The sequence below is a fragment of the Haloarcula sp. 1CSR25-25 genome (genome assembly GCF_032027985.1).
In the GTDB taxonomy this organism is placed as follows: Archaea; Halobacteriota; Halobacteria; order Halobacteriales; family Haloarculaceae; genus Haloarcula.
In genome coordinates, this window is the sequence record NZ_JAHYBW010000002.1 from 412,304 (window position 1) to 425,707 (window position 13,404).

General features: G+C 51.5%; 13 protein-coding genes. 8 read left to right on the plus strand and 5 right to left on the minus strand.

Features of this window, described 5'->3' with window-relative positions; genetic code table 11:
* Positions 1-3 precede the first annotated feature (3 nt).
* The 3 genes from KZ498_RS07235 (at position 4) to KZ498_RS07245 (ending at position 5,282) form a co-directional block, all read left to right on the plus strand.
* Complete coding sequence (locus tag KZ498_RS07235) at positions 4-2,910, plus strand: helicase-related protein (RefSeq protein ID WP_312618015.1); 2,907 nt, start codon at positions 4-6, stop codon at positions 2,908-2,910.
* A gap of 399 nt (positions 2,911-3,309) precedes the next feature.
* Complete coding sequence (locus tag KZ498_RS07240) at positions 3,310-3,663, plus strand: 4a-hydroxytetrahydrobiopterin dehydratase (protein ID WP_312618016.1); 354 nt, start codon at positions 3,310-3,312, stop codon at positions 3,661-3,663.
* Positions 3,664-3,896: 233 nt separating this feature from the next.
* Positions 3,897-5,282, plus strand: a complete 1,386-nt coding sequence (locus KZ498_RS07245; protein WP_312618017.1) for a hypothetical protein — start codon at positions 3,897-3,899, stop codon at positions 5,280-5,282.
* Positions 5,283-5,606: 324 nt separating this feature from the next.
* On the opposite strand, the gene KZ498_RS07250 is transcribed toward KZ498_RS07245, so the two are convergent.
* A complete protein-coding gene (locus tag KZ498_RS07250) occupies positions 5,607-5,924 on the minus strand; it encodes a hypothetical protein (RefSeq protein ID WP_312618018.1) in 318 nt (105 codons plus the stop codon).
* 462 nt (positions 5,925-6,386) lie between these two features.
* On the opposite strand from KZ498_RS07250, the gene KZ498_RS07255 reads away from it, so the two are divergent.
* From KZ498_RS07255 to KZ498_RS07265, 4 genes are all read left to right on the plus strand, one after another.
* Complete coding sequence (locus KZ498_RS07255) at positions 6,387-7,871, plus strand: hypothetical protein (protein ID WP_312618019.1); 1,485 nt, start codon at positions 6,387-6,389, stop codon at positions 7,869-7,871.
* Between the two features lie 453 nt (positions 7,872-8,324).
* Complete coding sequence (locus tag KZ498_RS07260; RefSeq protein ID WP_312618020.1) at positions 8,325-8,693, plus strand: hypothetical protein; 369 nt, start codon at positions 8,325-8,327, stop codon at positions 8,691-8,693.
* A gap of 48 nt (positions 8,694-8,741) precedes the next feature.
* Positions 8,742-9,062: a pentapeptide repeat-containing protein gene (locus KZ498_RS24680; protein ID WP_396276099.1), complete on the plus strand. Its 321-nt coding sequence runs from the start codon at positions 8,742-8,744 to the stop codon at positions 9,060-9,062.
* Entirely contained in the window at positions 8,968-9,183 is a 216-nt protein-coding gene (locus KZ498_RS07265; RefSeq protein WP_396276100.1) for a pentapeptide repeat-containing protein, read from the plus strand. The genes KZ498_RS24680 and KZ498_RS07265 overlap by 95 nt, the downstream gene beginning before the upstream one ends.
* 44 nt (positions 9,184-9,227) lie before the next feature.
* On the opposite strand, the gene KZ498_RS07270 is transcribed toward KZ498_RS07265, so the two are convergent.
* Positions 9,228-9,935, minus strand: coding sequence for a hypothetical protein (locus KZ498_RS07270; protein WP_312618022.1), 708 nt, complete (start codon positions 9,933-9,935; stop codon positions 9,228-9,230).
* A gap of 342 nt (positions 9,936-10,277) precedes the next feature.
* Here KZ498_RS07270 and KZ498_RS07275 point away from each other — a divergent pair, with 342 nt between their 5' ends.
* The gene (locus KZ498_RS07275) at positions 10,278-11,021 is read left to right on the plus strand and encodes a hypothetical protein (protein WP_312618023.1); all 744 of its coding nucleotides are present in this window, start codon (positions 10,278-10,280) and stop codon (positions 11,019-11,021) included.
* 238 nt (positions 11,022-11,259) lie between these two features.
* Here KZ498_RS07275 and KZ498_RS07280 read toward each other — a convergent pair whose 3' ends face one another.
* The 3 genes from KZ498_RS07280 to KZ498_RS24685 form a co-directional block, all read right to left on the minus strand.
* Positions 11,260-11,586 carry a hypothetical protein gene (locus KZ498_RS07280; RefSeq protein WP_312618024.1) on the minus strand — a complete coding sequence of 109 codons (327 nt, stop codon included), beginning with the start codon at positions 11,584-11,586 and terminating at the stop codon, positions 11,260-11,262.
* Positions 11,587-11,966: 380 nt separating this feature from the next.
* On the minus strand, positions 11,967-12,692 hold the full coding sequence (locus KZ498_RS07285) for a uracil-DNA glycosylase family protein (protein WP_312618025.1): 726 nt from the start codon (positions 12,690-12,692) through the stop codon (positions 11,967-11,969).
* A 550-nt stretch (positions 12,693-13,242) separates the two neighbouring features.
* Positions 13,243-13,404 (minus strand): ion channel, encoded by a 162-nt coding sequence (locus KZ498_RS24685; protein WP_396276101.1) that lies wholly within the window; start codon positions 13,402-13,404, stop codon positions 13,243-13,245.

Consider the following 13,404-nt stretch of genomic DNA (forward strand, 5'->3'; position numbering starts at 1 on the left):
AAAATGATTAACTTCGATCCCGGCGATACGGTCCTCCTCAATGGAAGCACTGCTGAGGTCATTAAGACCTACTCCGTCGGCGAGCTCGACTATCTCCGGGCGTACGTCGAGGATGCAGGCGTAAAGACCGTCTGTATCGATGACGTCGAGGTCGAACCCAAACGGGATCAGCTTGGTGAACTGCGCTCGGCGTCAGGCGAACAGCTACATCCCGACCACGAGTCGGTCTCGGCCGAGTGGTTCGACCTACGTTCGCAGGCTCTTCAGCTTCAGATCGCGCATGAGCAAGGACAGCTGCTGAGCATTTCGAATTCGCTGGTTCGCCTCGAACCGTATCAGCTCGGTGCAGTCAACTGGGTGATGCAGAAGCTGCGTCAACGTGCGCTCATCGCCGACGACGTCGGCCTAGGGAAGACCATCGAAGCAGGGCTCATCCTCAAAGAGCTCACCGCCCGAAATCGTGCCGACCGCGTCCTGTTCGTCGTCCCCGCCCATCTCCAGAAGAAGTGGATCCGTGACATGGACCGCTTCTTCGACATCGACCTCACGCCTGCCGACAGGCAGTGGGTTGATGGCGAGCGACGCCGGCTCGGTGAGGAGGCCAATATCTGGGACCAAGATCACCAGCAGATGGTCACCAGCCAGGCCTTCCTCCGGCAGGACGAGTTCCAGCCTGCCCTCGAGGAAGCGTTCTGGGACGTCGTGATAGTCGACGAGGCGCACAAGGCCGCCAAACGGGGCGAGTCCCCCAGTAAGACGTCGAAGATGGTCGAACGGGTCGCCGGCAACTCCGACTCCCTGCTGCTGCTCAGCGCGACCCCACACGACGGCAAAGGGGAGGCGTTCCGCTCGCTCGTCGAGTACATCGATCCCTTCCTCGTCGCCGAGGACCAAGACCTCTCGAAGGAGGCCGTCGACCGCGTGATGATTCGTCGCGGGAAGCAAACGCTGTACGACGATGACGGCGAACGCATTTTCCCCGACCGTGAGGTCAACACCGTTCCCGTGGAGATGACCCACGATGAACGGCAGTTCTATCGGGCCGTTACTGACTACGTCCAGAACGTCTACAACCGCTCCGAGAAACTGAATGAGCCAGCGGTCGGGTTCGCTATGGCACTGATGCAGAAACGCCTTGTCAGCAGCATCGGCGCCATCCAAGCGACGCTGAGTCGTCGCTTGGGCGACCTCGTCGATGAGCAGTCGACCTCCACCAGTCTCTCGGAAGAGGCCTCCGCGTATCTCGACGGCGAAGACCTCGACGAAGAGGACAAACAACGAGCCGAGGAGGAACTCTCCGCGCTGACCGTCACCGAGAGCGATGCGCAACTCGAAGAAGAGATCGAAACGCTCCGTGATCTCGTTTCGCTCGCCGAAGGCATCTCTGTCGACTCAAAAGCCCAGAAGGTCCGCCGCTACATCCAGCAGCTGCTAGAGGAGCAACCCGACGAGAAACTCCTGCTGTTCACCGAGTATCGGGACACGCTGGACTACCTCCTCGACCTCGTGAAAGACGAACCCTGGGCCGACGAGATCCTCGTCATCCACGGTGACGTCGACAAGGAGGAACGTGCCCGCATCGAGGAGGAGTTCAACCACGGCCAGTCCCGTCTGCTGTTTGCAACCGACGCAGCCAGCGAGGGCATCGACCTCCAACATAGCTGCCACATCATGGTGAACTACGAGCTGCCGTGGAACCCGAACCGCCTCGAGCAGCGCATCGGCCGCCTCCACCGCTACGGCCAGGACAAGGAAGTCAAGGTCTGGAACTTCACGTTCGAGGACACGCGCGAGGGCGAGATCTTCGAGATGCTCCAGAACAAGATCGAGAACATCCGCGGCAAACTCGGCAACACGGCTGACGTGCTGGGGATGCTCGACGACATCAACGTCGACTCGCTCATCATGGAATCTATCCAGAACGAGGAACCGGCGAGTGCGACCAAGGAAGAACTCGAGGAGCTCATCGACGAGCGCCAACGCACGCTCCAGGAGTGGTACGAACGCAGCCTCATCGATACGAGCACGTTCGACCAAGAGAGTCGAGAGAAGATTCAGGAGGTGATGGACGAGTCCGAGGACGTCTACGGGACGGAGGCCGACATCCACGAATTCGTAGAACGCGGCGTCGAAGCACTCGGTGGCGACGTCGAGAAGGCCGGGAGCACTCTCTACAGGGCCCAGCTGCCACGCTCCCTACGGCAAGGAACGGACGAGGAGTACGGCCCGTTCACGTTCAGCCGAGACTTCGCTATGGACCACGATGGTATCGACTACGTCTCACCCGATGATGACCTGGTCCAGCGGCTAATGCAGCAAATCCTGGATAGTGAGCACGGCGATGTTGGGCTAAAGCTCCTCCCGTTCGTCGACGAGCCGGGGATTGCATACAACTACCGTGTGATGTTTGAGGACGGGACGGGCGAGGTCATTCGGGAAGAGATGATACCCGTGTATGTCGATGCTCGCCATCAAGACCCCCGGCAGCGGATGGGTCAGCGTGTTGTTCAGGGAGATAGTATCCGAGGGTCACCCGACGCGGACCGTGTGCGATCGCTGATACAGAGTCAGGATCAGCTGCGAGAAGCCGCTGACCGGTACATCAGCCAGCAGGTCACTTCCTTAAGAGAGGAATTACATGAACGCCGCCGAGAGGAGACCCAGCAAGAACTGGATGACCTCGGAGAGTATGCGGAAGCTGAACGCCAGCGGATCGAGGAGTTCATCGAGAACTATGAGCGGAAAGCAGAGGCTGGATCGAATATGGACATCGCAATTCGGGGTCAACAGGAACGGCTCAACAAACTTGAGCAGCGTATCGAAGACCGGCGCCAAGAACTGCAGCGGAAGGCTCGGGTCATCTCACTTGCGCCCGAAGTGGAGAACCTTTGCTTTGCTCTCCCGGTCTAATCGATTCCCGGACGGGGGCGGGAACGCTTCCCTGTCGGCCTCAGACCGACTTTCGTGAAGGCTTCTCGTAAACGTCGACGGAGACCACACGCTCGGGTGGGTAGTACGAGATGGGTACATGGCCGCTGTCAAGTTCGCCGCCGTGCGACGGGCCAATGCATCTAATCCATCCCTCGTCACGGCATCGCCAACGGTCTAGAAACAATCCCGCCTCTTGACCTGTTCTCTGACACGCGATGTGCTGCGGTGACTCTCTACCCACTCGTCGATCACTCCCTATCGGAATGAATGGATATTTTGTCGCAATCGAATTTCTAATGACCCGAGAAAGATAGTACCAATAGACAGAGAGTAGTAACAGAAAAAATGCAAGTGTCAGCCTGTCATACGCTCACACGTATGTCATCAGAACTTGCAGATCAAGAATGTGAAGCATGCACGTCAGGGGACGAACCGCTTACGAGTGCAGAATATACTGAGTATTTCGACGAGATCGACGATGCGATCTGGGAAGTGGTTGACGACCACCACCTCAAGGGGACGTATCCGTTTGAGGACTTCCGTGATGCACTCGAATTCACGTACGAAGTCGGTGAACTCGCCGAGGAAGAGTGGCACCACCCAGATATTCAGTTAGAATGGGGCGAGGTACAAATCGAGATGTGGACTCACAAAATCGACGGCCTGCATAAAAGTGACTTCGTCATGGCTGCGCGCATGGACCGGATTCACGAAAAATACGCTCCGGAGTAACCCGCAAGCCGATTGAGCCTCGTCCTGACTTCTACTGCTACCCGGACTCAGGCCAGAATATACCAATAACTGCGATACTCACAATCTCCTACTCAGCGAGCCGCTTGCTCAGTCGGATGCAAGCATCACTTCGTGCCCAATTCGCAGATATGACCAACACACCCCTTAGATAGCGAGGCATTGGTTAGAAATTGCAGTGGGAGTTTTAACGTGGCAGTCTGCAATGAATCAGCATGGAGACAGAGTCGCTCGGGGCAGTCCGACAGGGATTACTCGAGGCATGGGCAGAAACGATCGCTGACAGTGACTCGGGAACTGGATTTGATTTCACGGACACCAACCGAACACGACAGTGTCAACAACGAGTTGACGAATTCATCGAGACGCCAACAGAGGAGACACTCCGTGCACTGTGGAACCAGAATCTCATTACGCACGCCTATCAGCCCACTATTGGAAGGCTCACGAGTGAGTGGGAGAATCAATACGACGAACTCGCCGCGGTTATTGAAGAGGTTAGAGACACGAACTCATTCGACCCGACGTGGACCGAGAAAGTAGGCGATAGGTCAATCCGGGAACTATACGGACGACTCCATCCGGAGGACACGCCGATCGTCGATAGTAACGCGATGTCCGCCCTCCCGACGTTCTCCCTGGAACGACGTGGGAACTACGAGAGGCAACAGCGTGAACTGGAGCAATTTAGAGAGCTCTACGAACAGTACGTGGGCCACGCAACGAACGGGACTGACCACGAACTACCACTGTGGGCTGAAATCGACGCATTCCTGCAATTTGTGGCAGCTAACTATGACCGGTCGACGCTTGAGGCTGAACTCAGGGGCGATGATGCAGCCCTATATCGACCGCTGCTGGCATTCCAATTCGGGAGTCCGGACACATCGCCGATCGAATTCGAGGATATCACAGCAATCGTTGACGGGCACTTCAACGCACGAAAGGATGATGCATACGATGGCGAAGACACAGAACACTGGGGCGGCAATCACGCCGAACAATGGAAGTGGGATTACCGGGACTACTTCCATGACGAGATTACGAGTAGATTCGAACTGACTGCCCTGACAGCAACCGATATCGACCCGTTCTTCGAAGCATTGTCCCACCCAGGCGGCATCGTTTCTGATGTCATCCGGAAAATCATGGGCCATCGCCAATCCGTGTTTGCGTATAACGATTTCGAGGACTTATGCCTCGCAAACCCAACAGAGGCAGCGAGGGTGCTCTCGATCCTCTTCGATGAGAACCGCCCCATCGAAACCCGACTGGCCGAGATACGGGCCTTCGTCTCGCCCCTTGTCGAACGGGACGAACACAGTCGGAGTGCAGGGTCGTTTCTGCGACTCGCGACGGGACTTCTGATGTTTGCCTATCCGGACCGTCACATTGCCTTCCAGTACCGGCGGTTCAACAAGTTCTTCAGCGAAAAGACACCGCTCGACAAACTTGAACAGGGGTACACACCCCAGCAGTATCACCAGATAGCCCGTGCCTGCCGCCGCCTTCTGGAAGATTTACGTGAGTACCACGATGATGCAGATATGCTCGATGTCCAGACAATTATTTGGGTTTGGAACGGCAAGTATGACGAGTGAGTCAGCTCTCGGCTTGGACACAGCAGACAGCCATACCAAATAGCCCCGTTTACACCGCCGAGTTTCAACAGGACTGTTACCACACTCCGAGCCAACTAGCAAGATAGCGGGGGTCAGTGAGTGGTTCCACACCTGGCTGTATTGTCGGGATGGGTCACTCAGATCATCTCACAATTGAGAGCGTTGAACATCAGTATGAAATACTCAGGTGAGAAGGGCATCAGTTGGAATGATTCATAGGCGTCCTGTATCTCGCAAACTGCGAATAGATGTGGCGAACTTCTGCCAGATACCGCGTGACCGATACAGAGGGTGTATTCTGTATTATAAATTAATAATGATATTACATGTTTTTTCCGCAAACTTCTCAGGATCTCCATTTACGAACGTCGAATATTCAATCTCCAGTTCGGGAAAATCGGCGTCGAGTTCTTTCACACACTTTTGAATCAATTCTCTGTTTTCTGACGTGTCCTCAAACGGTTGAAAAAGCAAAGCCTCCGCACGTATCTCATCATCGTGAACAGTAGGCTTGAAACCATTATCAATGAGGGTTTGCCAGATGTGATTTATATCGGATTCACGGTTTTCGTCTATAAGATCACGCAGAGATACGATTAAGTTGACAGCTGGTTCGGGCACTGGTTATAAATTCTATTCGTTAGGTAAAGAATCTTTGACTGTCTCATCCAAATATATCCGCATGATACCGTAGACAAACTGACGCTCGCCTACTTCTCGCTGGCACTTAGGTCAGGACTTCTAACCCTATCTCGGTACTCGGGCAAGTACGGCTAATCCTTCTCAGCGTCCCAACACTCGCAGAAGTAGTGCTGTATACGCGCCTTGTATCTTGCAGGCCTGGTCCAACATTCCCAGACGCTGTCAAAATCGTATTTCAATATATAGAACAATTACCTTGCACGACCGTTCTAACAGGATTATACCGCCCAATGGGAATCAAATAGAGGACTGAAGAACCGTCAGAGATACAAATGGAATTAAATCTGGACCAATTCGATGGGCCCGCACTCACCGGTCTCCGAAGTCTCTCATAGACAGTATAAACAGTTTTGCCGATGTCATAATACATGGGAATATCTAATGCCGACGCTCAACAGGCGGACAGACAGTTCGACGAAAATACACCCACGACAGACGGAGTTTTTCATCAAAGCAAAGCCCCCGGATGTTGGGTTCATTACGTATCAAGTCGATGCTAGAGCGGCCGAATTCCTCACCGAAGAGTTAGGGTACCGCGACAGAGACCAAGTTCCTTGGAGTATCGTCTCTCCGTTACGGCATATCTGTGATCTTTACACCCTCGACGAGGGAAAACCGCTGGATAGTGGTGAGGTGTCCGATGAGAGTCGGCCTATCCAATTAGCGTCGATTGAATCTACCGAGGCTGATGCTCTGGTGGAATACTTGGATGACCATCCAGACGTCGAGGGTGACTTGGGAAGTTTCAAGACCCATATCAAGCAACAAGATAGTGCCTACGTACACTCTCTGCAGCGCAAGGGGTACACACCAGTCGAAACCCCCGGATTCGACTCCACTGGTAATGACACACTTGACCGGATAGCTCAGGAGTACTTCGGAGACGATACTGGAGGGAACATCGTCTGGGAAGACGAGCGAATCTATGATTATATTGAGGTGGCAGACCGTAACGGAAACACCCACAAATTCCCGAAAATCGAATCAAGGCTGTCTGAAGGAGAATTCTTGCGGTTGAGTCGTGACATCTACCAGCGATGGGGGGCACAAATAGGCGAGTCTGAGGTTATCTCTCGCCGGTACGACCCAGATGATGACAATTTCCCGAACCAGTGGATCGGGCAACGGATTGACTCTCCGGAACCGAGTTTAAAACACGCGGAGTCGCCGCGGGCCTTCTTCTATCGAACGATTGCTGGCCGGAGTCATTATTCGCCAGGCACGAGGGCGGAAGACGAATTTGAGGCCGCCTGTGAGTATTCACTCGAAGTGTACAAAGCAAATTTTCCCGTTGCTGTCGATCCTGAAGATCTCCAGACGAAATACGTTACTGTCGAAGAAGGACCGAAACCCTGGAACGACTTCCAAGTCCCACCAAGGTGGCAAGAAAAGTTCGCTGATGATGGGGGGTTGCCGCCGCTAAAGCGTGATATGAACGACTTGCCAGAACCACAAAGAGTAACCGTTAGGCGTCACAGCCCAGGTGGCGATGACCCACAGTGGTTCTCGTCGGACGCTGCAGGACGCGAATTCATGCACGACCACCCAACATACGCCCGGATGCTCGCACGTGCCCACCAGTTAGAAGCCCCCGTGAACGGAGTCGATATAAACGGAATCGGGGAGCTTACATTTGAATTGAAATATGGTGACGTCGTCTCGACAGTTGAGATAGGGACGATAGCATGGATTGATATTGAATTAGCGGACGGTATCGAAATCGAAACAACCTATGATGGAGAGGACCTCTCTGGTCTAACGCTCAGTACCCTTTCACCTAATGAGGCTATCGACGTTTTTGAAACCCTCGAGACCATTCTTCCAGAAGTCGTAGACTTCGCCGATACGATGATGGAGTATGAGTAATTCAGACCCCAGCTCGCCAGCCACGCGACCCCATCCTCAATATGTGGCCCACCGGCGCACCACACCGCTCGCAGGCTTTGGTATTACCGTCCTAGTACCATGGCTCTCTCGAGTGGTGTCGACCGCGACAATCGCGCCCTTCTCGCTGGCTGGCGGACTGTCAAGCCCACCGCGTCTGCCTGCATACTCATAATAGCGGCTCTGTTGAAACCCTCAATCGGTGATACGTTTCAGTAGCCGTGCTGAATACAGAGCGCGTATCTTGCACCGAGACTTCTCGGAACATCAGCTGTTCGGATTGGTCAGTACAAAATAACAGAAGTTCATAAAGAGGGGGACATTCTGGTTGGACAGTACCTATGCTGCATTTTTATTTCTCCTTGAAAACAGGTATTTTAACCCCCTAAACCGGTATTGTTATTAGGAATACTCGACCAGTTCGAGGTCCGGATGATGAGCAAATCCACGTCTGGTCTCCGGTACGAATGGCGTATTACTGTTGAAATGGATGGTGAGGAACTTGAGTCTCTGTACACGGGCACTGAGAGTTCAACCACACTTGGAAATCTCTTCGCGATGTGGGTCCAGGACAGGGGCAATCTATCGGATTGGACTGATGCACGTCAGTTCGGAGAGGCTGTAGCGAAATACAGTGATCTCACAGCGCGTATTATTGCGGTGTGGCTTGGTCTCGATCCCGATACATTCTCCGAACCCCCGACTCCAGAACAGAGACATAGTCCAATTAAACGAACACTCTCTTGGCATTTCAATGATGCAGATGGACACCCGATGACGCTCGAACGGATCATCTCTGCTTAGAATTGCCAACGAGGGACAAAATACAGCCGGTAACAGTTCAGCTAACACATGAACATTCCAACTGACAACTTGACACCCGACGACATTCGTCCAGACGCTGATTTCACCGGAGTTTCGCTTGCCGAGGCTACACTCAGCCATGTGGATCTAAGCGGAGCATCCCTTGACAAAACGAATCTCCAGAATGCTGATCTCTCTGGTGCAGACCTTTCTAATGCCACACTCACCAGAGCTAACGTCACAAATGCCGATCTCAAGAATACTGAGCTCACTAATGCAAATTTGCAGCACGCAGATTTCAGTGAGGCAGGTTTGTCCTACGCAGATCTCAGGTGCGATTCTCTACGGTGCCGACCTCTTGGGCGATGATTTTCGTTTCGCTGTTTTAACTGGTGCTGATTTTCGCCAGACTGACAATTCATTTAATGAATTTAAAAAAGCAGGGGCAGCTGTCTGTGGAGAAGATATCCGCGTTGAAAGCCGAGAATAGTTGATTCAAGTTCTATATCAGATTAGAATTCTCCGCTTGGCTGTCTATATGTCCATAGCACCACGGATAAACTCTGCAATGAGTTCCTTCTCTTTCTCATTCTCAATCACGCGTGGGAGATTCTTCGGACTCGGGTGAGTGAAAACGAGCACCTGGCGGCCATCAAGCGTGACCTCAAGAAACAGCGTGCGATTGCCATCTCCCTGCAACCGGCTCTGCTCACGAATTATATTGTACTCATCATAACGGTCATCGTCTCTAAGCGATTTGTGCGTTCTCATGCCAAACGCAAGGATTGTATCAGGGTCAGCCCGTTCAATCAACTCGGCAGTCTTGTCTCGACAAAAGTCGATGTACTCGGGGGCTTCGTTTCTTAGAGTATCATGTTCCCCAATGCCAGATGTCCTGAGGTAATATCGATTCGTCTCGATACTCTCAGTAAGGATGTCGTGATTTTGGAAGATTGTCTCTCGAATAAACCTCGCCACAGGATAGTCTGCCCCGCCAGCAGCATAATCACGCTCCGAAGGTAAATCAAAGACTCCATTCTCAAACTGTTCCATCATTTCTGGCTTGTCGCGAGAACCACTGTACGCACCTGGATTGTAGCCCATTATCATCAAGGGCACATCTGGCTGGAGAGGGCTGGTAAAGGGCTGTACCCCATCACTTGATTCGCGTAGTTCCATGTTCGAGTCCCAAATATCGTATACCTGACGCTGAACATCTTGGCCCCAATCTTGAATTGACACATCACCGAGTGATATCCGCAATATATAACTATTGTGTTTCATATTTTATAAGATGGGCACGGTTGTGCAGGTAACATTTGTAATTGGACGACTCTATGTGCATCATCTCGACTGGGGAAAGTTACGATGGACAATTCGCACGTCTACTGAACAGGTACTTCGTTGAGTTCAGCCTGAAAGAAATGCGGCCCGCATACTGAATTCATCCTCTATATCTCGCATGCTCATTCTGACACCTTCTGGGAATGTTGAACCGAGTGTGCAAGATATAGGGCGCGCATCTTGCATAGAACTATGCGAATCTTCCAATGCATTAATCATCCAGCTAACGGAATATTGCCTATGGAGAAACCAACACGAGACTCCGATTCGGGAAACGAAAGACGGGAACTTGATGAAACACTCGGAGATCAGAGTCCCGAAGTAGAAATCACAATCACAGTTGACAATGATAGGTATAGTGGGACGTATACTCGAAGCGGAATGGCGTTATCTGTCCATAGTGGGGTAAGTGGCGACACAATTCAGTTGTGGTCTGATAACCCAAAAAACGAAGATGCGTCGTTCCAAGCATTCCGTGCTCAAGATGTTATAAACATTGAGTTGTGTGAACCAACGTCCAAACCCACTCTATTTGCTTCGTCAGCAGACCCGGCAGTCATCTTTGAAAAAGCACCTCAGAAAAATGGTGAAGTTTTCTGGATTTACGAGATTTCCAATCCTAACGAATTATTTTCGGACTGTAGGACTGAGGAAGATGTATTAGAGAGATTAATCGACTCTGAAAGGAGCCCTGATGAGATAGTCGAAACCTGTGGATATACACTTGTTTTAGATAGGCCTGAAGATCCTTCTGGCAATGCAGGGAATCCCCCTGAACACTCTATTGTAATTGAAGTAATACGAGATTCTGGACGAGAGCCAACGTATGAATTCTATGATATAGATAATCCTGTAGAGATTTTCGGTGACTCGTGGGGGGATACACCGGAAATGTTTGAGTCGATAGTTCAGCATGAGATTGACCCGCGACTATCGTACGAAACTGTCTCAATGAAATTTGAGCGTCCATACGGTGCTCTGTAATCAAGACTTTACGCATCGGATGAACTGATCCGATTTTAGATGGAGATATCACCAAGTCACAATTAACACATCGTTCACACGTGATGAATATAACCTCTGTATCGGTCAAGTTGCTTCTGGGAGGGACTGGTGAGGTTTCCACGACCGTGCCGCATACAGGGCGCACATTCATCATCGCAGGTGATGAAATCAAGGAGCATACAAATAAGAACGTAGCTGTCGGAGTTATATAGGAATATTAGCTACTGGTACGTTCTACAGTCATTTGATACGCCCCTTTGATCGGCTTGTCTTGAGTCGTCTGTCGACTTTCATCCAATCCGATAGACGTTCCTCCTGATACAGAGAACTCGCCTTTGAGTGCTGACTCCAATTCTTCGATTGCCTCTACATTTTCTTCTGTATCAGCGAAAGCAGCCGTCTGGTATTCCAATTCACTCTTCGCAGGTTCCCAGGTGGTTGATATCGAAAACCCGTATTCCCTCATCATGTCAGCTACTTTATTTTCACCATTTTCCGTCAGATTCGGCATGTAGACATTCAATTGGACGGCAGACTCGGGCATACCACCTCTACATTCCATTGTGTCAAAGAAGTTTCCCTGATGGATTCTTTTGACTTATTCGGTGCGGTCAGTCTTAAATGCTGAATACACGCTCTGGGCCTTGTTTAGACGCTCCACAAGTCGTCAGGTAGTGGCTATCTCGGTGAACACGACCAGTCTGTGAGGCCCTCTTCACCAAATCTCGTCGTCTAGAGAAAGTCCAGAGAAGACAATGCGCACCGCGTCTAAACAAAGCTCAACGCCCAGAGCATGTATTCAGTAAGGACTACGCCGTTCTGGACTATGAGTGATTTGATTAAGACTGGTCATCCGGAACCACCTTGGTGATAATCATAACCGACTTGCAATAAAAAGTAACCGCACACCCTTTGTAGACTATTTCATTCAGAACAGGCATGTCGCAATGCATGTTGAAGAATCTGTATATTACTGCTGAATTCTTGATTTGGTAAGTAATCTGCCTGCTCAACCCAACCGGCCCCCCATTCACGATGTGGGGGGTTAGTTAGATGTCCATGCGCCCAATGGACAGCAGATACGACCGTTGGTTCTTCTATGATAATACGGCCCACATCTTTCGTTACCTCGTTATGAACGTCGGAGAGAGCGTTTCCATGGCCTAATGTTTCGACGACACGTGCACGTGGAATCTCACCCAAGACGACGAAAGCATCTGGATTGTAGGATTTGACCTCGGAATTCAGGTAGTATTGGCAGTGACTGAACTCTACTGGTCGCTTCGTGTTCGATTTGCCTTCTGGAGGACACTTAATGGAGTCGGTGACGAATGTGTCCTTGATTCCGACACCGTTGACTAACTGAAGCGTCTTTGCGAGGATTCGTCCACCGTTATTTGGTTGTAGAAACTTCCCACCAGATTCCTGGGAATATATATCAAACGACTGGTAGTATCTCTGTGGTGCCTTATGACCTGGCTCAATTCCGACAAAAACGATTGTTGGATCATCAGCATTAAAATAACCAGGGTGTGGGTGGTCCGCTCGACGGTTCGTGCTGTCTTTATTTCCTGCTGCGGCAGGGCACTCCGAACACGGGCCCTTCCCTTCTTGTGCGTTATATACCACAGACATCGGGTCGTGATTCATGTGGTTACAATAACATTAGAAGTATGCTAAAGTATAGGCTGCGTATCCATTGTGAGTAATGCCGTACTTTGGACAATGTTACCCGTCGTGTTTCTGTCGATTATCGATTTTCGAACTGCAAAGTATGACTCTCGTCTGGACGAATAGATTAGCCTCATTTTGTCGTCCCTTCAATGACGCATACGCGCGTTGTATTTGCATACTACCACAAACACCACGGGCACCTGATCGAAGATCACCGGTCAATCCACATATATACTGAAGAGATGTATGTTAAACGGTCCAGAACCGACCCTGTGCACTGTTCTATGACATGCGCTGTACTGCAGAGACTCCATCACCCGCCAGCCGCCGAGCAATCCTCGTCACGGACCACCGACTGAGAGAACGTGTGGCCCAGCTCGCTGGCACGGTTTCGCACCTTTTCCAGATAAGGCGGGTAGCATACCCGTTGTTGCACTCTTAATCCGCCCAGTACAGGGGATGCAATTACCGGTCCACATACAGTAGTATTTGATGCTATAGAACCAGAATTCGAGAGACAGAGCCGCTATCCTGCAGTGCGCCGGCCAACCACGAAGATGAAGAGGGCGACCAACATGGCTCCGGCGAGTGATTCGAGTCCGACAGGAATTCGCCGACGCGACCCCGTCGGGTCAGGGTCCCCATAGCTGATTGTCGAGAAGGTGATGACGCTGAAACACAACCCCAT